The sequence below is a fragment of the Mesorhizobium sp. M0802 genome (assembly GCF_040320115.1).
Lineage (GTDB): Bacteria > Pseudomonadota > Alphaproteobacteria > Rhizobiales > Rhizobiaceae > Mesorhizobium.
The window spans coordinates 83,024-104,655 of sequence record NZ_JAMYOY010000017.1 but is presented as its reverse complement, the minus strand read 5'-3'; the positions used below and the strand labels follow the sequence as shown (position 1 = coordinate 104,655).

At 63.7% G+C, this 21,632-nt stretch carries 19 protein-coding genes; 6 read left to right on the top strand and 13 right to left on the bottom strand.

From position 1 onward, the window contains the following. Nucleotides 1–128: 128 nt before the first annotated feature. From NKI10_RS22620 to NKI10_RS22590, 7 genes are all read right to left on the bottom strand, one after another. Entirely contained in the window at nucleotides 129–1,190 is a 1,062-nt protein-coding gene (locus tag NKI10_RS22620; protein ID WP_352862044.1) for a D-alanine--D-alanine ligase family protein, read from the bottom strand. A gap of 95 nt (nucleotides 1,191–1,285) precedes the next feature. After that, a complete protein-coding gene (locus NKI10_RS22615) occupies nucleotides 1,286–2,161 on the bottom strand; it encodes an SMP-30/gluconolactonase/LRE family protein (RefSeq protein ID WP_352862042.1) in 876 nt (291 codons plus the stop codon). Continuing rightward, nucleotides 2,161–2,802, bottom strand: a complete 642-nt coding sequence (locus NKI10_RS22610; RefSeq protein WP_352862040.1) for a 2-dehydro-3-deoxy-6-phosphogalactonate aldolase — start codon at nucleotides 2,800–2,802, stop codon at nucleotides 2,161–2,163. Before NKI10_RS22610 ends, NKI10_RS22615 begins: the two co-directional genes overlap by 1 nt. 22 nt (nucleotides 2,803–2,824) lie before the next feature. Continuing rightward, nucleotides 2,825–3,769: a 2-dehydro-3-deoxygalactonokinase gene (locus NKI10_RS22605; protein ID WP_352862078.1), complete on the bottom strand. Its 945-nt coding sequence runs from the start codon at nucleotides 3,767–3,769 to the stop codon at nucleotides 2,825–2,827. 5 nt (nucleotides 3,770–3,774) lie between these two features. Further along, nucleotides 3,775–4,542, bottom strand: a complete 768-nt coding sequence (locus NKI10_RS22600) for an SDR family NAD(P)-dependent oxidoreductase (RefSeq protein ID WP_352789064.1) — start codon at nucleotides 4,540–4,542, stop codon at nucleotides 3,775–3,777. 168 nt (nucleotides 4,543–4,710) lie between these two features. Continuing rightward, nucleotides 4,711–6,060, bottom strand: a complete 1,350-nt coding sequence (locus NKI10_RS22595) for a putative bifunctional diguanylate cyclase/phosphodiesterase (protein ID WP_352862038.1) — start codon at nucleotides 6,058–6,060, stop codon at nucleotides 4,711–4,713. A gap of 100 nt (nucleotides 6,061–6,160) precedes the next feature. Then, a complete protein-coding gene (locus NKI10_RS22590) occupies nucleotides 6,161–7,954 on the bottom strand; it encodes a GtrA family protein (RefSeq protein WP_352862036.1) in 1,794 nt (597 codons plus the stop codon). 130 nt (nucleotides 7,955–8,084) lie between these two features. On the opposite strand from NKI10_RS22590, the gene NKI10_RS22585 reads away from it, so the two are divergent. The 3 genes from NKI10_RS22585 (at nucleotide 8,085) to gshB (ending at nucleotide 10,556) form a co-directional block, all read left to right on the top strand. Then, nucleotides 8,085–9,089 carry a glycosyltransferase gene (locus tag NKI10_RS22585; protein ID WP_352862034.1) on the top strand — a complete coding sequence of 335 codons (1,005 nt, stop codon included), beginning with the start codon at nucleotides 8,085–8,087 and terminating at the stop codon, nucleotides 9,087–9,089. Nucleotides 9,090–9,093: 4 nt separating this feature from the next. Further along, nucleotides 9,094–9,468 carry a GtrA family protein gene (locus tag NKI10_RS22580; RefSeq protein ID WP_023739808.1) on the top strand — a complete coding sequence of 125 codons (375 nt, stop codon included), beginning with the start codon at nucleotides 9,094–9,096 and terminating at the stop codon, nucleotides 9,466–9,468. 134 nt (nucleotides 9,469–9,602) lie between these two features. Next, nucleotides 9,603–10,556, top strand: coding sequence for a glutathione synthase (gene gshB / locus NKI10_RS22575; RefSeq protein WP_023741337.1), 954 nt, complete (start codon nucleotides 9,603–9,605; stop codon nucleotides 10,554–10,556). Between the two features lie 92 nt (nucleotides 10,557–10,648). Here gshB and NKI10_RS22570 read toward each other — a convergent pair whose 3' ends face one another. Both NKI10_RS22570 and NKI10_RS22565 read right to left on the bottom strand, forming a co-directional pair. Beyond that, nucleotides 10,649–11,566: a glycosyltransferase gene (locus NKI10_RS22570; protein WP_352862032.1), complete on the bottom strand. Its 918-nt coding sequence runs from the start codon at nucleotides 11,564–11,566 to the stop codon at nucleotides 10,649–10,651. Then, complete coding sequence (locus tag NKI10_RS22565; RefSeq protein ID WP_352862030.1) at nucleotides 11,529–11,831, bottom strand: glycosyltransferase family 2 protein; 303 nt, start codon at nucleotides 11,829–11,831, stop codon at nucleotides 11,529–11,531. The genes NKI10_RS22570 and NKI10_RS22565 overlap by 38 nt, the downstream gene beginning before the upstream one ends. Nucleotides 11,832–11,907: 76 nt before the next feature. On the opposite strand from NKI10_RS22565, the gene NKI10_RS22560 reads away from it, so the two are divergent. Together NKI10_RS22560 and NKI10_RS22555 are read left to right on the top strand one after the other, a co-directional pair. Further along, nucleotides 11,908–12,972 (top strand): glycosyltransferase, encoded by a 1,065-nt coding sequence (locus tag NKI10_RS22560; protein ID WP_352862028.1) that lies wholly within the window; start codon nucleotides 11,908–11,910, stop codon nucleotides 12,970–12,972. 250 nt (nucleotides 12,973–13,222) lie between these two features. Further along, nucleotides 13,223–14,755 (top strand): YifB family Mg chelatase-like AAA ATPase, encoded by a 1,533-nt coding sequence (locus NKI10_RS22555; RefSeq protein ID WP_352862026.1) that lies wholly within the window; start codon nucleotides 13,223–13,225, stop codon nucleotides 14,753–14,755. A gap of 84 nt (nucleotides 14,756–14,839) precedes the next feature. Here the strand turns inward: NKI10_RS22555 and NKI10_RS22550 are convergent, their stop codons facing one another. The 3 genes from NKI10_RS22550 to NKI10_RS22540 all read right to left on the bottom strand — a co-directional run bounded on the left by NKI10_RS22550 (nucleotide 14,840) and on the right by NKI10_RS22540 (nucleotide 19,975). Then, a complete protein-coding gene (locus tag NKI10_RS22550) occupies nucleotides 14,840–15,475 on the bottom strand; it encodes an outer membrane protein (protein ID WP_023825822.1) in 636 nt (211 codons plus the stop codon). 185 nt (nucleotides 15,476–15,660) lie between these two features. Continuing rightward, complete coding sequence (locus NKI10_RS22545) at nucleotides 15,661–17,829, bottom strand: malate synthase G (RefSeq protein ID WP_352838834.1); 2,169 nt, start codon at nucleotides 17,827–17,829, stop codon at nucleotides 15,661–15,663. 124 nt (nucleotides 17,830–17,953) lie between these two features. After that, nucleotides 17,954–19,975 carry a hydantoinase/oxoprolinase N-terminal domain-containing protein gene (locus tag NKI10_RS22540; protein WP_352838835.1) on the bottom strand — a complete coding sequence of 674 codons (2,022 nt, stop codon included), beginning with the start codon at nucleotides 19,973–19,975 and terminating at the stop codon, nucleotides 17,954–17,956. 195 nt (nucleotides 19,976–20,170) lie between these two features. On the opposite strand from NKI10_RS22540, the gene NKI10_RS22535 reads away from it, so the two are divergent. After that, entirely contained in the window at nucleotides 20,171–21,148 is a 978-nt protein-coding gene (locus NKI10_RS22535; protein ID WP_352862023.1) for a threonine ammonia-lyase, read from the top strand. Here NKI10_RS22535 and NKI10_RS22530 read toward each other — a convergent pair. Further along, nucleotides 21,132–21,551, bottom strand: a complete 420-nt coding sequence (locus NKI10_RS22530) for a DUF5071 domain-containing protein (protein ID WP_352862021.1) — start codon at nucleotides 21,549–21,551, stop codon at nucleotides 21,132–21,134. The two genes, NKI10_RS22535 and NKI10_RS22530, sit on opposite strands and share 17 nt — an antisense overlap. Between the last annotated feature and the right edge of the window lie 81 nt (nucleotides 21,552–21,632).

Below are 21,632 nucleotides of genomic sequence, written 5' to 3'. Positions count from 1 at the left end.
CTGATGTGATGGTGGAGGGAGCTTGCTGGTGTGCTCATCGCGCGGCCTTGCCTGAGGACTGTCCCGCGACACTCAAGGTGGAGCAAAAGCCGTCAAGGCGCGGTAGGTCGCGCCGGTCCCTCGACCGTTCAGATCGCCTGTCGGTTCAGTCGGTTCGCCGCCGTCTCGGCAACCGCATCGGCCAGCGTCATGCCCCATTGCATCAGGCAATAGGCGCGGAAATCGAAGCAGGGCAGGCCGGGACAGACCTCGAACTCGATGAGGTGGACATGGTCGTTAGCCTCGACCCTGAAATCGAGGGAAAACACGTCTCGCAGGCCGAGCCCGCTGACCAGCCGCTCGGCGATGCGGCGGATGGTTGCCGCGGCTGCCGGCTGGGTGTCGGCAACCGCCTCCAGCACCGGCTCGCTGTATAGTCCAGCCGCCTTGGCGGCCTCGCCGGTGTCGCCGTAAAGCGCCATCGAGTCCGCCATGGTCTGGAAATCGCCGCCGGAGTCGACGAATGCAACGCCGAGCGCTTCCGCCCCGGCATCCGTTTGCAGCCCAAGGAAGCTGGCGCGGACATTGCGACCGCCGACATAGGGCTGGACGACGACATCGTCGCGATAAGCGGCATAGACCCGCCGGCTAAGCTCCAGCGCATGGGCCAGGTCGTTGCAGCGTGAATCCGGCCAGATGCCTACCTTGGAGCCGAGCCGGTTCGGCTTGACGAACCAGCCGGCTTCCGAAGCTGGCGGGTCGGCCAGCCAGCGGCCGTCGCGGGCCAGGCCTGCCTGCGGCGCCGGCAGGCCGAGCGCGCAAAGCACGGCGCCGGAACGGAACTTGTCCTGGCAAAGCGCGAACAGCGCATCGTCGGCTCCGATGGTTCTAAGCCCATTCAGCCTGGCAAGTGCGGGCGCTGCAGCACCGCGGAAATAGGCAATGCCGTCGGTCAGCGTCCAGACCAGCGTGGTTGCGGGATCGGCCTTCGCCAGCGCGCTTGCCGCATCGTCGAGTGCAACCGGCATAAAGGCGAGGCCGCGCCGCCCGCAAGCGGCGGTGATTTCATCGAATTCGGGCGCGAGATCGGTCGATTGCGCCAGATAGGACGAGATTTCCAAGGCACGCTCGGCGGGAAAGCCGTCGGCGACCAGCCGGTCGAGACAGGCCTTTTCCGGCTCATGGACGAGGATCAGGGTCGGGCGCGGCATGGATCAGGACCTTCGGTGGTGTTGTCCCACCATGGCATGGCCCCTGCTTCAGACTTGCGCGAAACCGACCGAGGCGGACGCCTGCGCGACAGCGCTCAGGCGATGACCACGCGCGGCTCGAAGCGGCCGTTGACGGGGATGTCGAGCAGGAAGGTCATGCCGGCCTGTGGGTCGAGCTTGCGCTGCTTGTCGTCCTTGCCTTTCCAGGCCGAGGTCACCGCCAGCCGATCGGCCTTGGCCCCGACAAAGGCCGGGCACGAGGACTGCCCCGCCGGCACGGCAATTTCGCGCAACAATGTGCCATCTGGCGAATAGGCCTTGACCGCCTTGCCGCCCCAGACGGCGTTCCACAGCACGCCGTCGCGATCAACGACCGAGCCGTCGACAAAGCCCTTGGACGAGCGATGGTCGACGAACACTTTGGACTCGCCGATCGGCAGACCCGTTGCCGGATCGCAGGCGACGCGCATCAACAGGCCGGTCGAGGTATCGGTGTAGTAGGCGATCGTTCCATCCTGCGAGAAACAGATCGAGTTCGACACGGTGATGCCGGTGTAAAGCGTGCGCAATTCGCCCTTGAAGAACCAGTAGATGGCGCCGGCGCCCTTCTCCTCACCCTTGCCCATCGTGCCGACCCAGAAGGCGCCGCACGGATGGACGCGCGAATCGTTGGAGCGGGTCAGCGCATTGTCGGCCTCGATGGGCGTATGCAGCGTCAGCTTGCCGGTCGAGACGTCGCGGACATGCAGGCCGGTCTCGGTGGCGATGAGCTGGCGATTGTCATCGACAATGGCGATGGCGCTGGCCATCTGACCGAGCTCATGGACTTTCCGCGCGCCGGACGTGACACCCTGCTCCAGCAGCAGGCCGTTGACAATGTCGAACCAGAACAGCGTGTCGGTGGCGGGATCGTAGCTCGGCCCCTCGCCGAGCTCGCAGACATGGTCCGAGAAAACCGAAACGTTTTCCATCATGCCGCTCCGCCGAAGGCCGCATCCCAGGCCGTCACCGCCGCCTGCGCGCGCGAGGCCACCTCGTCGACGCTCATGCCGGGTTTGAACAGGCTGGAGCCAAGACCAAAAGCAGTCACCCCAGCGGCTTTGTAGCCGGCAAAGTCTTTGTCGGAAACGCCGCCGACGGCGCCGACCACGGTATCGGCCGGCAGCACGGCCCGCATCGCCGAAATGCCGCTAGGCCCGAGCACGCTTGCCGGGAAGAATTTGAGCGCCGAAGCCCCAAGCCTAATCGCCTGAAAAGCTTCGGAGGGGGTGAACACGCCTGGCATCGTCACCATGCCATGGTGCATGGCGCGGGCCATGACCTCGGCATCGATGTTGGGGCTGACCAGCAGCCTCCCGCCGGCCTTGGCCAGGGCGTCGACATCGGCTGAAGTCAGCACCGTGCCGGCGCCGACCAGCGTTGTCTTGGGCAATGCGGTGACAATGCTGGCGATCGATGAAAACGGCTCCGGCGAATTGAGCGGCACCTCGATGGCTTCGATGCCGGCGTCAAACAGCGCCTGGCAGATGGCAACCGCCTCGCTGGGTTTGAGGCCGCGCAGAATGGCGATAAGACCACGCTTGAGCTTCGGGAAGGGGGCGGTCTGGGTCACGCTGTCACTCCACTCTGGTGAGTCATTTGGCGATCATGCCATTTTCCCGCGCTGCCTCGATAAGGCCGGCACGCACCGCCTCGTCGGCGTCGACCGTCCTGACGGCAAGCCCTGCAAGGTCGAGCGCCTGGCGGTAGAGGGCTGCTAGCGACCCCGAGGCGACCAGCACGATTGCGGTGGTGCTTTCGCCATAGCGGCGGCCCGCCGAGGCGATCTCGCCGCCGATCAGCAGGCCGGACAGGCAAGCGGCGGCATCGTCGGCCTTGAGGTCCTGCAGCAGGCCGGCGGCGCGGATCGAGAACAGCCGCGAGGTGACATCGCCGCCCTCGGCCAAAGCCTTGCGGCACCATTCCTGGAAGAACGGATTGTCCGGAATGACCGGCTTCGGGCTCTCGCCCAGCGAATGGCGCAGGATCGAGTGAGTGGCCAGCACCGAAAACAGCTCGCCGGTCGGCCAGGTGCAGAAGCCGTCGACCGCGCCGTCTTCGACCAGAACCCATTTCGAATGGGTGCCGGGCATGCAGACGAGATGGCGACCTTTTGCCGGCAAACCGGCGCCGGCAAGCTGGGTTTCCTCGCCGCGCATTACGTCCGGCGCATCTTCCAGGCGCTGCGCCAGGCCAGGCACGATGCGGATGTCGCGGCGCTGGCCGGGAATGCGGGCGGCCCCCGCGAGGATGGCACTGAGCGGCGCCGGCACGGTGACGTAAGGCGCTTCCAGCCAACCCTGGCGCGAGCCGGCCATGCCGCAGATGATGACCGGCAGTGTGTCAGGTGCGCCGAGCGCCGCCAGATGGCCCTCGAGGATGGTCGAAAAGCCTTTTTGCTGCGCGGTGATCAACCCATCATCGCCGCGACGCTCGGCAAGCACCCCGCCCGCCTCGTCGACCAGCCAGACCCGCATGCGGGTCGTGCCCCAGTCGACGGCGGCGACTGCTGGCGTGCCTTTTGCCGGATTTTGATTCACCGGGCTCACAGGAAACCCCCGTCGACGATCAACATCTGCGCCGTCAGCATACGCGAGGCGTCGGAGGCCAGGAACAGGACCGTGCCGACGATGTCGTCGGGCTGCATGACCTGCTTGATGCATTGCTTGGCGACATGGGCGGCGAGCCTCTCCTCGGTGACCCAGAGTTCCCTTTGCCGGTCGGTGATCACCCAGCCCGGCGCAATCGCATTGACGCGGATGCCGTCGACCCCAAGCTTGCCCGCGAGACCTTTGGTGAGGCCGAGTATGCCGGCCTTGGCGGCGGTGTAGGCCGGCATATCGGGGTGGTTGATGAGATAGGAGGTTGAGGTGAAGTTGATGATCGAACCGCCGCCGGCCCGCTTCATGCCCGGCGCCACCGCCTGTGCGGTGAAGAAATGCGGGCGCAGATTGACGGCGAGATTGTTGTCCCAGAACTCGACGGTGACGTCGGCGACATCGTGGCGTTCGTCCCAGGCGGCATTGTTGACCAGCACGGTGACGTCGCCATGCGCCTCAGCCGCTTTTGCGGCCGAAGCGCGCAAGGCCTCGACGTCGCGCAAATCGGTCTTAAGGTAGAGCGGTCGCCGGCCAAGTTCTTTTTCGACGCGGTCGGCAAGCAGCGTGCTTGGGCCATCGGCGATGTCGATGAAGGCGACATGGGCGCCCTGGCGAACGAAGCCCTCGGTCAGTGCCGCGCCAATTCCGGAACCGCCGCCGGTGATCAGCACCGAGGCTCCCCTGAGGTCGGCAAAATCCGCCGATGGCATCATATCTTCATCTCCCGGTCCGGTCGGCGCGCATCCTATCCAGCCAAGTCCGGGGAGCAAGGGCGAAAACGGCGATTTGATTGGCTTATGTCAGACAAAAGGCCGCAAGATGGCGGCCACAGTCGTCTTGGCTCGCGCCGCTGACTTGCTCGACGCAGGCAAGACCGCCGGTCAGACTGCCTTGGCGTAGAGGGCGCCGCGATAGGAATCGCGGAGGTAGCCGAGCGTGGCGTCGGCGTCGACCGGTTTGCCGAAGAGATAGCCCTGGCCGCCGGCGCAGCCGAACTGAACGAGGCGGTCGGCCTGCGCCTCCTCCTCGATGCCTTCGGCGACGACATCCATGCCGAGCCCTTCGCACATGGCCAGAATGGCGCGGATGATGTGTTCCGACGGGCGGTCGTCGAGGATCGAGGAGACGAAAGCGCGGTCGATCTTGAGCTTGTCGAAATGGAATTCGCGCAAGCGGCCGAGCGAGGACTGGCCGGTGCCGAAATCGTCGAGCGAGACTCGGATGCCGACGCGACGCAGGTCCTCGACGATCTTCTCGGCCGAGGCCGGATCGTTCATCAGGCCGGTTTCGGTGATCTCGATCTCCAGCCGTCGCGGATCGAAGCCGGTGCGGTCGAGGATCGACAATATGTGCAGGCCGGTGTTCTGGTCGACGAGCTGCGAGGGCGACAGGTTGAAGGACAGGAACAGGTCCTTCGGCCAGCTGCGCGCCGCTTCGGTCGCCTTGCGCAGCACCAGCTGCGATAGCGGGCCGATGATGCCGCGCTCTTCGGCGATCGGGATGAACACGGTCGGCGGCACCACGCCGAGGTCGCGATCGGTCCAGCGCGCCAGCGTCTCGAAGCCGATGGTGCGGCGGGTGGTCAAATCGACGATGGGCTGGAAATGCGGTTCGACCTCACCGGCCGAGACGGCACGGCGCAGCGCCTGTTCGATGCGGGTGACGCGCTTGGCCGCCTCTTCCATTTCGCGGGTGTAGACGACGACGCGGCCACGGCCCGAACGCTTGGCGTGGTAGAGCGCCGTTTCGGCCTTGTTGACGAGGATTTCCGTGGTTTCGTCGCCGGAATAAAACAGCGAGCAGCCGACCGAGGCCGAAAGCCTGGCGGTGCGTTCGCCGACATCGTAGGGCGCTGACAGGATTTCGATCATCATGCGCGACTTCTCGGCCGCCGCCTCCTCCGAGAACACCATCGGGTAGAGGAAGGCGAATTCGTCGGCACCGATGCGGCAGACGGTGGAGTGGCTGTCCATCGAGGCGCGCAGCCGCATCGCCACCTGGATCAATATGTCGTCGCCGGCCTTGTGGCCGAACAGATCGTTGATCGGCTTGAAGCCGTCGAGGTCGAGAATGCCGACCGTGAACGGCGCGGGATCGTCTGCACGGTCGCTGATCAGGCGATCGACCTTGTCGAAGAAGCGGCGATGGTTGCCAAGCCCGGTCAGCGCATCGGTGAACGCCAGATCCGAGTTTTCCGTGCTTGCCTGCCCGGTGCCAAACGTCGTTTGCATCGGTATCCTTGTTTGTGACGCCCGAAATTTAGGCTGAGACTGGCAGCAAAGCGTTTAGGAAGCGTATCGCGAAATCGATTTTTCGCTGGCGAATGATGCTTTAGCGGACGCGGTAGAGTTCGACCGGGGTTCCGCGCGTTTCGGCCACCGGTTCGAGCCAATCGGGGACGCTTCCCTGCATCAGCCTGGCCAGGAAGCCTTGCGGCGCCTTGGCGGCAAGCATCTTGCTTTCGGCGCTGCCGCGGCAGAGCGCCATCAGGCCGACGTGATGAGCCGCCGCGATCATCCTCGCCTGGTCCGCCGATCCGAGGAAGGCATCGAGCGCAAGCAGGTCGCCGGCGATGTTGCGATGATAGGGGCCGGCAAAGACGCGGTGCCCGGAATAGGCCAGGATGGGCGAACCGAGATTGGAGATGGCAAGCACCGTGGTGTGCGGCAGCCGGGCCAACGCCGCGAAGGAGGCCTTGCGCTCGCAGGACGGATCGCTGTCGGTGTCCTGTGCCTCGACCGAGACCTTGTTGGCCTCGAATACGCTCGACGTCGCGGCGGCAGCACCGGCCCAGACGGCATTCACCGACACCACCCAGACCGCCGCCATGCGCAGCGATACGCTGCGCGCAGGGCTGATCCTCGCCCGTTCGCGCCAGCTTGCGATCCAGGCCGACAGCGGGATGACGGCAAAGGCGATCGAGAATGTCGAGCCGCGGACCTGCCAGGCGCTGACGATGAAGGCGCCGACCAGCAAGGCGCCGACGAGGCTGTCCTGGCGGCGCCATGGTCCGCGCAGGCGAAGCGCCATCAGCGCGATCGCCACCAGCGGCGTGACATAGCGCGCCGCCAGCGACGCCGGCTCGCTGGCGGCAATACTGAACAGCGACTGCGCCTCGTCAATGTGATCGAGCCACAATTCCTTGAGGCGCGGATCGAGGTTTGCGTAGGGAGCCGCAAGGCATTGCGGAAACAGCGCCACGATGACGGCGCCCAGCACAAGCGCGAGCAGGCTAAGCGAGATCAGGCGGCGGCTGGCCGTGCCATTGGACACCGTGAGCGACGTCACGGCGGCAAGCCCCAGTCCGGCGATTGCCGCCACCACGAACTGCACAGCCGAGAAGGCATCGCACTGCGGCTGGCCCATGGCCGATGGCGGGATGGTGGTGACGAAGACGAGGGCTGAAACCCCGGCAAAGCCGAGACCGAAATCCCTGGCGATCCGGCGTTCGCCGCCGGGATCGACGACGAACAGCAAGGCGATGCAGGCGCCGATGGTCGCGACATAGGGCGCGGTTTCCATGCCGACGGCCAGCGTCAGGGCCGCACACAGCCCGGAAATCAGCGCCGCCCAGCGACGCGCCGGCGCCTCGAGCAGTAGGCTGAGGCTGGCCATGGTCAGCGTCAGCTGGACATTGTGATGATCGAGCGCACCCGGCAAGAAAATGCCGATGAAATGCAGCGCTGCAGCGCCGATGACGATAGCGGGCAGCACGGCGCCGACGCCGGCGAAGCTTCGTGCCGCACGGGCTGTAAAAAACACCGCTAGGCAGAACAGCAGCGACGGCCACAGCACCTGTGCGATCGCTTCGGCCATGGCCATGCTGCCGGTCAGCGCTGAGGCGGCGAGGATGATGGCGGCGAGCGGTGCGTCGACCAGCCGCGACCAGTGCATGACGAAACCGCCTTCCGGCCCCATCCTGTACTGATGCAGGTCGAACCAGCCCTGGCCGGCCAGCATGTCGCGAACCTCGACCAGCCGCAGCAGGCTGTCATTGTCGCCGCCGGCATTGCTCAATTCGCGAAAGCCCGTGGCGGCATTGACGGCCAGCACCACCAGCATGGCAAGCAGCGCCAGCGTCATATCGGACTTCCAGGAGGAAGCACCCGCCTTGGCTGCGTTCATCATCATGACCTTCGTCGGAAAGACTGCGGCCTTAAACCTAGCCTTAACAGCTTCAATAAATAGTAAAGTCGCCTGAGCGAGGCCGCATATGAGCGCGGCCGGAGGCTCCGCCGGGCGTCGGGAGACGGAAATGCCGCACGAAGTCCGCCATGAGCCGGCCATTGCCGTGCTCCTGCCTTGCTACAATGAGGAACTGACCATCGCCGAGGTGGTGCGGCGCTTTCGCGAGACGCTGCCGTCGGCCGACATCTATGTCTATGACAACAATTCGCGCGACCTGACGGCATTAAAGGCCCGCGCAGCGGGCGCCATCGTCGTCCGCGAGCCGCGCCAGGGCAAGGGCAATGTCGTGCGGCGCATGTTCGCCGACATCGATGCCGATATCTATCTGATGGCCGACGGCGACGGCACCTATGCGCCGGAAGATGCCTCGCTGCTGATCAACATCCTGCAGACCGAGCGCTGCGACATGGTGGTGGGCACCAGGCGCGGCGTCACCGACGATGCCGGCCGTTCCGGCCATGCCTTCGGCAACCGCATCTTCAACAGCCTCTACAAGCGGCTGTTCGGCACCGACTTCACCGACATCTTCTCCGGCTACCGCGTCTTCTCGAGGCGCTTCGTCAAGAGCTTTCCCGCGGTTTCCGGCGGCTTCGAGATCGAGACCGAAATGTCGGTGCATGCCTCGCAGCTCAAACTGCCGGTGAGCGAGATCGCGCTCGATTATGGCCGCCGGCCTGAGGGATCGTCGTCGAAGCTGTCGACCTATCGCGACGGCGCCAGGATCCTGTGGATGTTCGCCATGCTGATGAAGGAAACGCAGCCGCTGCGCTTCTTCGGCGCCTTCGCGATTTTCTTCCTGGCGTCGAGCCTTGCCCTGATGACGCCGGTGCTGATCGAATTCGCCCAGACCGGCCTCGTGCCGCGCATGCCGACCTGGGTGCTGTCGGTCGGCCTGCTGCTGCTCTCGATGCTTGCGATGGTGACCGGATTGATCCTCGATTCGGTGTCGCGCGGACGCGCCGAGCAGAAGCGCATTTTTTATCTCTCGGTGCCGTCGGGCCGGGTCGAACGGCGCGAACGCACTGGTGAAATCCCGAAGGCCGAACCGGGCAAGACGCCCCGGGCCGCCTGAGGCCGTGAGCCGGCTCGTCCGCTTCGTCCTGGCCGGCGGCGTTGGTTTCGTCGCCGATGCCGCGGCGCTCTGGCTGCTCTTGGCGGTGACGCCGCTCGGTCCCTTCGTCGCCCGTGTCCTGTCGATCGGCTTTGCGCTGTGCGTCACCTGGCAGATCAACCGGCACCTGACCTTTTCGCCGTCGAGCCGCGGCGTGGCGCAGGAGGGCGCGCGCTATGGCGGCGTCGGCATCGCCACCAGCATCGTCAACTATCTCGTCTACTGCGCCATCCTGTTCGCGCTGCCGGCAATGCCGCCGCTGGCGGCACTTGCCATCGCCTCGCTGGTAGCGATGGCGCTGTCGTTCCTCGGTTACTCCCGGCTGGTCTTCGACCGTTAGGGGGTCTGGGCCAAGCAAGCGCGATTGGCAGAAGCCGCCAAGTTCCGTATATCGGCGACTGCCTTGCCGCAATTCCGGACGGAAAACCGCTACGCACTTTTCCTGGACTTGCTCGACCCGCTGGAGACCAGAAGATGACCCTGAAGATCGCCGTCCAGATGGACCATGTCTCCACCGTCTCGATCGCCGGCGACACGTCGTTTGCGCTGTCGCTGGAGGCGCAGCGGCGCGGGCACCAATTGTTCCACTATACGCCGGACCGGCTGTCGATGCTGGGCGGCAAGGTGTTTGCCCGCATCGAGGAGATGAAGCTCCGCGACGAGAAGGGCAATCATTTTTCGCTGGGCGACAAGGTGCGCACCGACCTGTCGGAGATGGATGTGATCCTGCTGCGCCAGGATCCGCCCTTCGACATGAACTACATCACCACGACGCATATTCTGGAGCGCATCCACCCGAAGACACTGGTCGTCAACGACCCGGCCTGGGTGCGCAACAGTCCGGAAAAGATCTTCGTCACCGAATTCCCCGATCTGATGCCCGAAACGCTGATCACCAAGGATCCCCAGGAGGTCGCGGCCTTCCGCAAGGAATTCGGCGACATCATCGTCAAGCCGCTCTATGGCAATGGCGGCGCCGGCATCTTCCATCTCAAGGAAGACGATCGCAACCTCGCCTCACTGCTCGAAATGTTCGCTCAGCTGTCACGCGAGCCGTATATCGTCCAGCGCTATCTGAAGGATGTGCGCAAGGGCGACAAGCGCATCATCCTGATCGACGGCGAGGCGGTCGGCGCCATCAACCGCGTGCCGGCCGACCACGATTCTCGCTCCAACATGCATGTCGGCGGCCGCGCCGAAAAGACTGAGCTGACGGAGCGCGAACGCGAGATTTGCGCCCGCATCGGCCCGTCGCTGAAAGAGCGCGGCTTCATCCTGGTTGGCATCGACGTGATCGGCGACTACATGACCGAGATCAACGTGACCTCGCCAACCGGCGTGCGCGAAGTGCAACGCTTTGGTGGCGCGGATATCGCCAGCCTGTTCTGGGACGCGGTAGAGGCGAAGCGGCGGAATTTGGCCGCGTAGTGTGCGTTGCTACGGAGGACTTTGGTGGGTCCAGAGAAGCATCGAAAGATGCTCTTTATCGGGTAAGACTGCCGAGCAAGCGGCTCATCAAATCAAACTATGTCCCGGAAGCGCCGAGGCCTCAGTTTCGGAGGAAGGAGACCGATAAGTCTGGTCTGCAATTTTCGCTGTGGTGTTGCCCAGTCTTTCAGCAGAAAACCCGCATCGGAGTTCTTTTCCAGCAATGCAAAAGCTGCAGACAGTCCGATCAGGTCGACCAAGGTCCTGCGCATTGAGTGGCGGGAGATTAAATGCTCCAGTCCCGGCGCCACTTCGCACCAACGATTGGCCAGTGCCCGCCGTATCGCTATTTCAGTATCAGGCGACATCCTGCCGAGGCCAACTCCGGTACCCAGGATGCGCCCGTCCGCCCAGCCATTGCCGCCGTGAAGCCGATAGCTGCCAAGAGCCCGCCCAATCCTCACGGTTCCGCCGATCATATGGGCGGCACGAGCCATATAACCATCGGCACATATCCTTATTTCGTCCGGATCGGATGGACGCATGATTTCAAGCGGAGCTCGACGAAACATCATCCCCGATGTGGTTGACCAAAACCAACCCACGGTGCCCCGATCAATAAATAATAATGTCGGGTCAGCTTCGGTGTCGACATGCAGGTAGCCGCTCATTTTCGGCATCGATCGCGGGTCATTCAGGTGGAATACGGGATGACCGCCCGCAAGCAGTTTGCCGGCCGTATCTATCACCACCTCATCGGAGCTCGACATCGCCGCGATACGGGTGTGGCTGAGATGCGCTCTCACATGGCATTCTATGAAGTCAGGGTGCCAAGCATCGTCACCGTCAAGAAACGAGATCAGGGGCCCGGCTGTCGCGTCAAGCCCGGTCATCATTGTTGCCATCTGCCCGCCATTTTGCAGTCGGGGCAGAAAGCGGAAACGACTGTCACCAAGCTGGGACAGACACTCTTCAATCCTTCGGCGGGAAAGCGTCGGTCGAAAAATCATCGACCACCACGCACTCGAACGCAGTGTATGTCTGCGCCGCTACGGATCGGATCGCAGTGTCGATGAATGCCTCTTGATTGAAACAGCCTACGCAAACGGATACGGTTGGTAGCGCGATGTGAGAACCAGCCCCGCTTGGGACGATGTTTTCTTTCAAGAGGCGCTTCTCCGTACACCAGATTTGATCGCCTGAGATATTCCGTCGATCAACTGGCGATGTTTCTGTGCCAAATTTCTCTCTGTCGAAGCGAGTTTTGCCCCGCACTCAAGATCGCAATTGCCGCATGTTGACCCTACAGCACGGGTATCGCCCTCCTACCAAATTCGAGATTGTCAGAGCCATGCTGCGTCATGGCCACAAACTCAGAAAGGGGCACCCTTCCGCGAAGTCGCAACCTGCTCTTCAGGCCAGTTTGCTGTCTGACGATCCGTTCATATCCTATTCGGGAATGTCCGGTACGCCGCTCGGATTAGCAAGTCATATGCCTTTCCTTCCACGCGGCCACCGCGCCTGGTTTCTCATCTCGCCAACCTGGTCCATCGAAAACAGTGCTAGCGTCAAAACCATCCGGACCTATGCCGTTCTGCATAGACTCAAGAACCCCCGTCACTCGCTAATCTTCCTATCCAACACTCAGGCCGAGGCTGATCTGTTGAATCAGTCCGGCGAGGCCGCCGTCCTGCACAACAAGACGTCAACAACCTCCGAACACATATTCAGGCCTCTCGATGACGTCCCTGTAGAATTTGATGCAATCTACAATGCGCAACTGGCTCCGTGGAAGCGCCATGACTTGTCGCTTGGCATCCAGCGTTGCGCATTTGTCTTCTATCGAGATTCAAGCGGGTCCTCCACGACGGAGTCGGAAAGAGCGCGAATAAATCGGCATAGGGAGCTCGCGCCGCATCACGTCTTTATCAACGAGTTTGACGGCACCGGCAAGCCGGTCCGATTGGCACCGGCTCAGGTGAACACGCATCTAAATCGTGCAGCCGTGGGAATCTGTCTCTCTCACCTGGAAGGACCAATGTTCGCCAGCACGGAATATCTTCTCGCGGGCCTTCCAGTAGTCACGACGCCGAACCATGGCGGCCGAGACCTTTATCTGGATGACGACTATTCGCTCACAGTTCCACCCGATCCTCGATCCATCGCGGAGGCTGTCTTAGCGCTGAAGGAGCGACGAATTCCCCGGGATTACATTCGTTCGCAAACTTTGAAACGAATCGAACGAGACCGCGGGCGGTTCATAGACCTTGTAAACGAGATTTTTCTGGAGAGCGGCTCTTCGCGCCGGATCGCCCTGCCTTGGCCTTTCAGATATCCTGTCATGGAGTGGCTTCCACCGCAGGTCGCGATCGATCGATCGCTTTCAGGTTCGGTCGATGCCTTCATCACCGCTTAGAAGCAACACCCTCAGATTGCCGAAGGGCCTAGTCGCCCTTGTTAAACGCGGTCGAGGAGGCGGAGCAGCCGTTCCATTTTGCTTAACCATCTTCCGTTTTTGCAACCGGCACAGCGCGCTGCAACCACCACGAATGCATGTTCCTGTAATGTTCTTGCCTTGGCCTGAAATCTATGGTTGTCTTGTCCTGACGTCGCTCGCGGTCTGAACCACAAGGCCGAGGCGAGCCGGTATCCGGGGGCAGAGCAAGATGGTGGCGCGGGTTCGCACGGTGGCTTTCCAGGGCATCGAGGCCGTGCCGGTCGATGTCCAGGTGATGATTGCGCCGGGCAAGGTCGGCATGCAGATCGTCGGGCTGGCCGACAAGGCGGTGGCCGAAAGCCGCGAGCGCGTGCAGGCGGCACTGCATGCGTCGGGGCTGTCGATGCCGTCGAAGAAGGTGACGGTCAACCTGGCGCCTGCCGATCTTCCCAAGGAAGGCAGCCATTACGATCTGCCGATCGCGCTCGGCCTGATGGCTGCACTCGGCGCCATTCCGGGCGACATGCTGGCCTCCTATGTCGTGCTCGGAGAATTGTCGCTCGACGGCACCATTGCCACGGTCGCCGGTGCGCTGCCGGCGGCGATCGGCGCCAATGCCGAGGGAAAAGGCCTGATCTGCCCGTTCGGCTGCGGGCCGGAAGCGGCCTGGGCGGGCAAGGATTTCGACATATTGGCGCCGCGCAGCCTGATTGCCATCGCCAATCATTTTCGCGGCACGCAGGTGCTGTCGCGGCCCGAGCCCGGCATCCATGTCTCGGCCCGCGACCTGCCCGACCTTTCCGACATCAAGGGCCAGGAAAGCGCCAAGCGGGCGCTGGAAGTGGCGGCGGCCGGTGGCCACAATCTGTTGATGGTCGGGCCTCCCGGCTCGGGAAAATCCATGCTGGCGCAGAGGCTGCCTTCAATTCTGCCACCACTGGCGCCCAAGGAACTTCTTGAAGTCTCGATGATCGCCTCGGTGGCCGGCGAGCTCGGCGAAGGCAAGCTCACCGACCGGCGGCCGTTCCGCGCCCCGCACCATTCGGCTTCGATGGCGGCAATGGTCGGCGGCGGCATCAGGGCGCGGCCGGGCGAAGTATCGCTTGCCCATAACGGCGTCCTGTTCCTGGACGAGTTTCCCGAATTCACGCCGCAGACCTTGGATGGGCTGCGCCAGCCGCTGGAGACCGGCGACTGCATGATCGCGCGCGCCAACCACCGCGTCACCTATCCAGCGCGCATCCAGCTGGTAGCGGCGATGAACCCGTGCCGTTGCGGCATGGCCGGCGAGCCCGGCTATCGCTGCCTGCGCGGCGAACGCTGCCGCACCGACTACCAGGCGCGCATCTCAGGCCCGCTGCTCGACCGCATCGACCTCAGGATCGAGGTACCGGCTGTCTCGGCCGCCGACCTGATCCGGCCCGACCGGGCGGAGAAGAGCGCGGCGGTCGCCCAGCGCGTGGCGCGCGCCCGCACCATCCAGCGCGAGCGGTTCGAGCGGCTGGGCGTCACCAGCGCCACCACCAACGCCCATTGCTCGCCTTCTGTCATCGAGGACATCGCCGCGCCGGACGCAGCCGGCCTGTCGCTGCTGAAAGACGCCAGCGAGAAACTCGGCTTTTCTGCGCGCGCCTATCACCGCGTGCTTAAAGTGGCGCGCACACTGGCCGACCTCGACGCCAGCGAGGCCGTCGGCCGCATCCACCTGGCCGAGGCGATTTCCTACCGCATGATGTCGGAGCGGGTAGCGCAGGCGGCGTGACGAAGCCTAGCCTGCTTTGTCGGGATGGCTAGCTGTCCGCCCGGACCGATATCAAGAACCGATGATGTCTGGCTTTGCTAAAAGTCAGAACTTGTAGGCGAAGGCTGCGCGAACGACGCTGAAATTCGTCTTCACGTTGTAAGGATCGACGGGATCGAACCCGAAATCCTTCTTGCCGAGGTCGACGTATAGATATTCCGCGCGAACGGTCCAATTGTTGTTGAAAGCATATTCCGCACCGCCGCCGACCGCATATCCGGTCTGAAGCTTGGTTTCGGTTTCGTTGAAGACATGTTCGTCGATCTTGACATTGCCTACGGCAAGGCCAGCGGTGACATAGGGCAGAAACTGATCGAATGCGTAGCCGACGCGACCCCGGATCGTCCCGTAGGCATCCAGACTTGCACGCGCAAAAAGACCGCCGTCGTCGAATTCCTGCTTGAAGCCCAGATAATTTATGTCGCCTTCGATACCGAAAACCCACGGGCCGGATTGATAGTTGGCACCGACCAGGACACCGCCGGTGAAGTCGCTGATGTCGGCCGATCCAGTGATGCCTATGAAGTTGCCGTCGATATTGCCAAAGGCGCCACCCGCATTCGCGCCGATGTAAAAGCCGGTCCATGAATAGGTGGAGGCTACCGGTTCAACGAAATCCGCTGCATTGGCCCCGGTCACAGTCATGCCCGCAACCAGCAAAATTCCTGCAAAAAGCCGCATGGATGTCCCCGACCCGACCATCAATTGATCAATGTCTTAGCAATACACCCAAATCCTTGCGAAACCTGTGTCAAAACAGTCACGCTGCAGGCTAAATTAGTGATTGCAGGCAATGGAGGCAGCGTCTTCCCACGAGTGCGGTCGCGAAGCTGCGCAGCCTCAGCCGACGCCTTTCCGCCGCAGGATCAGGCCCGCTCTTTCGCCTTCAGCTCCAGCCGCCGTGCGTGCAGCACCGGTTCCGTATAGCCATTCGGCTGTTCGCGGCCTCTAAACACCAGGTCGCAGGCGGCGTGGAAGGCGATGGAATTGTCGAAATCGGTGGCCATCGGGCGGTAGAGCGGGTCGCCGACATTTTGGAGGTCGACGATCGCTGCCATGCGCCGCAGCGAATCCATCACCTGAATTTCGGAGCAAACCTTGTGGTGCAGCCAGTTGGCGATGTGCTGGGAGGAGATGCGCAGCGTGGCGCGGTCTTCCATCAGGCCGACATCGTTGATGTCGGGCACTTTCGAGCAGCCGACGCCCTGGTCGATCCAGCGCACGACATAGCCCAGAATGCCTTGCGCATTGTTGTCGAGCTCGCGCTGGATCTCGTCGGGGGTCCAGTTCGGCCGCACCGCCACCGGCACCGACAATATATCATCGAGCTTCGCCTTCGGCCGGCTCTTGAGCGCCGCCTGGACGGCATGGACATCGACCTTGTGATAGTGCGTGGCGTGCAACGTCGCCGCCGTCGGCGACGGCACCCAGGCGGTGTTGGCGCCGGCCTTGGGATGCGCGATCTTCTGTTCCAGCATCGCCGCCATCAGATCGGGCATCGCCCACATGCCCTTGCCGATCTGGGCATGACCGGCCAGCCCGCATTCGAGCCCGGCGTCGACATTCCACGCCTCGTAGGCGGAAATCCAGGCGGCCTGCTTCATGTCGCCCTTGCGGATCATCGGCCCGGCTTCCATCGAGGTGTGGATCTCGTCGCCGGTGCGGTCGAGGAAGCCGGTGTTGATGAACACGACGCGTTCCTTGGCGGCGCGGATCGCCTCCTTGAGGTTGACGGTGGTGCGCCGCTCCTCGTCCATGATGCCCATCTTGATGGTGTTTGCCGCCATACCGAGCAGCGCTTCGACGCGGTCGAAAATCTCGACTGCGAAGGCGACTTCCTCCGGCCCATGCATCTTCGGCTTCACCACATACATCGAGCCCGCGCGGGAATTCATCCGACGCCCGTTGGCGCCGACATCGTGCAGCGCGATCAGCGCCGTCATCGCCGCATCCAAGATGCCTTCCGGCACCTCGTTGCCATCGCGGTCGAGGATGGCCGGATTGGTCATGAGGTGACCGACGTTTCGCACCAGCATCAGCGAGCGGCCAGGCAAGCTCAGCGCGCCACCACTGGGCGCAGTCCAGGCGCGGTCCGGATTGAGCTTGCGCGTGAAGGTTTTGCCGCCCTTGCTGATTTCCTCCGCCAGATCGCCCTTCATCAGGCCGAGCCAGTTGCGGTAGACGATGACCTTGTCCTCGGCATCCACCGCCGCGACCGAATCCTCGCAGTCCTGGATGGTGGTCAGCGCCGATTCCAGGATCACGTCGGCAATGCCGGCCGGGTCGGTGCGGCCGATCTGGTTGGTGCGGTCGATGAGGATCTCGATGTGCAGGCCGTTCTGGACCAGCAGGATGGCTTCCGGGTTGGCGCCGTCGCCGCGATAGCCGGCAAATTGTTTCGGGTTGGCCAGCGTGGTGCCGCCGGCGCCGGCGCCGAGCCGCAAGGTGCCACCCGAAACCGTCAGCCCGTTCACGCCGGCCCATTTGCCCGAGGTGAGCGGCACGGACTCGTCCAGAAAACTCTTCGCCCAGGCAACCACCTTGGCGCCGCGCACGGGGTTGAAGCTTTTACCCTTCTCGGCGCCACCGGTCTCGGCAATGGCGTCGGTGCCGTAGAGCGCATCGTAGAGCGAGCCCCAGCGGGCATTGGCGGCGTTGATCGCATAACGCGCATTCATCACCGGCACCACCAGCTGCGGCCCGGCAACGGTGGCGATCTCGGGGTCGACATTGTCGGTCGACACGGAGAAGGCCAGCCCTTCGGGCACGAGATAGCCGATCTCACGCAAGAAGCTTTTGTAGGCCTCCATATCGATGGGCGCGCCATTGGCGCGGTGCCAGGCGTCGATCTGTTCCTGCATGGCGTCGCGTTTGGCCAACAGCGCTCGGTTCTTCGGCGCCAGATCATGCACTATGGCCGAAAAGCCGTTCCAGAAAACGTCCGCGGCAATACCGGTACCCGGCAGCGCCTCGCCGACAAAGTCATGCAGTTCGCGGGCAATCCGCAATCCGGCGATCTCGACGCGATCGGTCATCAGGGCTTCTCCAGATGAAAGGCTTTGCGGCCTTTGGCATGTCAGGGGTGAAGGGTCAATTCAGCTTAGGGTGAAGCCGGGGATTTTGAAGCTGCTGATCTCCCCCCTCGTGGGGGAGATTACCCTAAACCGCGATCCTCGGCCGACCCGATGCAACCGCCACCACATGCGCTTCGATAAACATCCGTTGGGCCTCAACCGTAGACACCTCGAACTCGGTCGAAACGTCGATCTCGGCATTATCCGTGCCGGCATCCTTCGCGCGCGCGGCTACGATCGCCCGCACATCAGCCTCCGCTGCCGCGATCGCCTCGGCCTCGTCGGTGAAGTCGCGCACCGTTTGCCCCGACGCGACCCGGAACAAACCTTCCTTGGGCTGGCTGACGCGGGCTTCGGCCGAGACGCGGACCTGGCCGACGACGGCGCCGAGCGCGTTGGCGACATCGGTATCCTCCGGCACCACGCACTCATTACCGACCAGCTCGGCCAAGCCGGCATAGTGCAGCGGCGCCGAGGCGCCGAGGCCAATGACCGGACGATCGAGCGCGACGCTGAGCCTTGCGATGCCGGGATGGGAATCGACGGCGCGCTGCACCAGCGCATGCGCGACGGTGGCGGCGCCATCCAGCCCATCCTCGGCAAAGGCTGTCTCCAGAATGTATTCGGCCGACCAGCGCGTGAGCGTCAGCAGCACGCGTTCGGAAATCACCTCCGGAGACGGCGCGATGTACTGGCCTCGCCCATCACGCTTGCGGGCAAACAGTTCGGCGCCGAGCCGGGCCGCAAGCGGGTCCCAGTTGGCCTGCTTGCCGAGCACATGGGCGGCGTCCGAGGGGGTGAAGCCCGAGATATGCACAAGACCGCGCGAGACCAGCCGGTTCAGCGTGGCGTTCTGGGCGTTCGAGGTGAGCAGCCTGTCGATGGCGAGCGGCACGGCACCAATCAGTTCATACAGTTTCGCCTCGGGCGCGGTCAGGCCGGCGGCGAGCCTGTCCGGCACGCCGGTGCGCAACGCAAAGCGGCTGTCCATGCGGCCGGGGTTGGGCGCCCTGAGCTGGCGCTCGAGCTCCGATGTCACTGAAGCACCATGCATCATGCCGGCCAGCGCCAGTGGCACCAGGCGGCGCGGCCCGAGCAGGATTTTCGGGTTGAGCGCGCCATCTTCCAGCGCCACTTCGGAATCTCCGCCGAGGCCGAAGGTGCGCATGGCGACCGCCTCGACCATGGTGCGGAAGCCGCCGACAGTGGCGCCTTCGGGATCGAGCCGAGGACGGCCGCCGTCGAGCACGGCGACATCGGTGGTGGTGCCGCCAATGTCGGACACCATGGCGTTGTCCAGGCCCGTCATGTGGCGGGCGCCGACCAGGCTGGCGGCCGGGCCGGAGAGGATGGTCTCGATCGGCCGCTGGCGGGCAAACGCCGCCGAAACCAGCGCGCCATCGCCGCGCACCACCATCAGGGGCGCTGCGATGTTGCGGGCTTCCAAAAATCCTTCGGTTGCCGCCACCAGCCGGTCGATCATCGAGATCAGCCTGGCGTTGAGCAAGGTGGTGAGCGCGCGACGCGGACCGCCGAGCTTGGCCGACAATTCATGGCTGGCGGTCACCGGCAGGCCGGTCTTTTCGCGGATGAGGTCGCGCGCGGCGAGTTCATGCGCCGGGTTGCGGGTGGCGAAATAGGCGCACACGGCAAAGCCCGACACCGAGGCGCCGAGTTCAGGGAGTGCTGCTTCCAGCCCCGACAGATCGAGCTTGGCCGCATTGCCGTGCACGTCATGGCCGCCCGGACAAAACACCACCGGATCGGTGCCGAGCGCCGTCTTCAGCCCGTCGCGCGCAAGGTCGGCCCCGGTAAAGCCGATCATGATGAGCGCCACACGCCCACCCTGGCCCTCGACCAGCGCATTGGTGGCGAGCGTCGTCGACATCGACACGAGTTTGATCGCGGCCGGATCGGTGGCCGATTTTCCCAGCACCGCATCGACCGCGCCGGAAATGCCGACGGCAAGATCGTGCCGCGTGGTCAGCGCCTTGGCCTTGGCCAGCACCTTGCCTTTTGGCCCGCCTTGTTCCGACCACAGCACGGCATCGGTATAGGTGCCACCGGTGTCGATACCGAGAAACAGGGGTTTTGGCTTGGCGGTCATGTCTGGCGGTCCGGGATTCTGCTCCCCCGCCCTTAGCCGATACGGCCCGGCTGATAAAGGCGGGAGAGGTGGGCCAGTTTGACCCTCGTCGCCGCTCATGCCCGCCAAACTTTGTAACGGTCACATTTTTTCATTGGTGCGTGGCCTGCCTTTGCGTGCACCATGCGCCGATCTCATCCCTTTCAGGACTTCGCCATGACCACGCTTCCCGGCATCGCCGACATCCATGCCGCCGCCGCGCGGCTCTCCGGCCTGATCGCCGAAACGACCTTGATCGAATCGCTGGAACTCAACAAACGCTTCGGCGGCCGCATCCTGTTCAAGCCGGAGACGCTGCAGCGCACCGGCTCGTTCAAGTTCCGCGGCGCCTACAACAAACTGTCTTCGCTGAGCGAAGAAGAGCGCAGCCGCGGCGTCGTCGCCTTCTCCTCAGGCAACCATGCTCAGGGCGTCGCCGCGGCGGCTGCCATGTTCGGCGTCAAGGCGGTCATTGCCATGCCGGCCGACGCGCCGGCGATGAAGATCGCCAATGTCCGCAAGATGGGCGCCGAAGTGGTGCCGTTCGACCGCTTTCGCGACGACCGCATGACGGTGGTGCGACCCTACATGGACAAGGGCATGGTGCTGGTGCCTCCTTTCGACGATCCGGCCATCATCGCCGGCCAGGGCACGATCGGTCTCGAACTGATGCGCCAGGCAAAAGCGCTCGGCGTCAGCCTCGATGCGGTCGTCATTCCCTGTGGAGGCGGCGGCCTGACGAGCGGCATTTCGATCGCCGTCAAGGATGCCTCGCCGGCCACGGCAGTCTGGGCCGTTGAGCCCGAGCATTTCGACGACACCCGCCGCTCGCTGATCGAGGGAAAAAGGGTTTCCAACGAGCCCGGCCACAGTTCGATCTGCGATGCCATCCTCACCGCAGAGCCCGGTGCCATCACCTTCGAGATCAACCGCAAGAACCTCGCCGGCGCCATCGCCGTCTCCGACAAGGCGGCCGCACAGGCGGTGCGCGACGCCATGGCCCATCTCAAGCTGGTGGTCGAACCCGGCGGCTGCGTGGCGCTGGCCGCCCTTTCGTCGGGCGAGATCGAGCTGTCAGGCAAATGCGTGGCCGTCGTGCTGTCGGGCGGCAATGTCGATTTCAGCACCTATGCCGAGATCATGGCAGCGGCCTAGGCGGGCGGCTAATGCGTTCGATACGAAGCAAAGCCTCGCGCGCTTCAACATCCACACCTTCCCGTTTGTCAGCCTCGCTTGGCTGATCGGCCAGTCGCCGCAGGTCCTCTTCCAGGCCGCCGAGAACATCGATCGGCAGTTTGTGCAAGATCAGGTTCATGCAGTGCCACTTGTGCGTTTCATCGGTTCCTCGAAGAATCCGAGAGATCGGCTCGATCAGTGGTGGTCCCAAGGTAACAAGGAAATCGGCGAGAGGTCTGGCGACCGGCCAATTGCCATCAGCCGTCCAATCCAACAGTTCGTCCAGTATCGGAGCAATCGCAGGATAGCCGGCTTCGACCATCCGAGGGATGGAGTCGAGATCATGCTTGTTGCGCGGCAATAGGCCTTGTGCATCAATCATTGAAGGGTCACCTACTGCCCATCGAGCGGCAACATTGGAAGGCTTGTTTCCAGACGAGCGCATGATGCGTCGGTGGTCAAG

Coding starts and splice junctions, on each gene's coding strand:
- NKI10_RS22620 (WP_352862044.1), bottom strand. CDS start 1,190: ATGCCGCGCCCGACCCTGATCCTCGTCCATGAGCCGGAAAAGGCCTGT.
- NKI10_RS22615 (WP_352862042.1), bottom strand. CDS start 2,161: ATGGAAAACGTTTCGGTTTTCTCGGACCATGTCTGCGAGCTCGGCGAG.
- NKI10_RS22600 (WP_352789064.1), bottom strand. CDS start 4,542: ATGATGCCATCGGCGGATTTTGCCGACCTCAGGGGAGCCTCGGTGCTG.
- NKI10_RS22595 (WP_352862038.1), bottom strand. CDS start 6,060: ATGCAAACGACGTTTGGCACCGGGCAGGCAAGCACGGAAAACTCGGAT.
- NKI10_RS22590 (WP_352862036.1), bottom strand. CDS start 7,954: ATGAACGCAGCCAAGGCGGGTGCTTCCTCCTGGAAGTCCGATATGACG.
- NKI10_RS22585 (WP_352862034.1), top strand. CDS start 8,085: ATGCCGCACGAAGTCCGCCATGAGCCGGCCATTGCCGTGCTCCTGCCT.
- gshB (WP_023741337.1), top strand. CDS start 9,603: ATGACCCTGAAGATCGCCGTCCAGATGGACCATGTCTCCACCGTCTCG.
- NKI10_RS22570 (WP_352862032.1), bottom strand. CDS start 11,566: ATGATTTTTCGACCGACGCTTTCCCGCCGAAGGATTGAAGAGTGTCTG.
- NKI10_RS22560 (WP_352862028.1), top strand. CDS start 11,908: ATGCTGCGTCATGGCCACAAACTCAGAAAGGGGCACCCTTCCGCGAAG.
- NKI10_RS22555 (WP_352862026.1), top strand. CDS start 13,223: ATGGTGGCGCGGGTTCGCACGGTGGCTTTCCAGGGCATCGAGGCCGTG.
- NKI10_RS22550 (WP_023825822.1), bottom strand. CDS start 15,475: ATGCGGCTTTTTGCAGGAATTTTGCTGGTTGCGGGCATGACTGTGACC.
- NKI10_RS22545 (WP_352838834.1), bottom strand. CDS start 17,829: ATGACCGATCGCGTCGAGATCGCCGGATTGCGGATTGCCCGCGAACTG.
- NKI10_RS22540 (WP_352838835.1), bottom strand. CDS start 19,975: ATGACCGCCAAGCCAAAACCCCTGTTTCTCGGTATCGACACCGGTGGC.
- NKI10_RS22535 (WP_352862023.1), top strand. CDS start 20,171: ATGACCACGCTTCCCGGCATCGCCGACATCCATGCCGCCGCCGCGCGG.
- NKI10_RS22530 (WP_352862021.1), bottom strand. CDS start 21,551: ATGATTGATGCACAAGGCCTATTGCCGCGCAACAAGCATGATCTCGAC.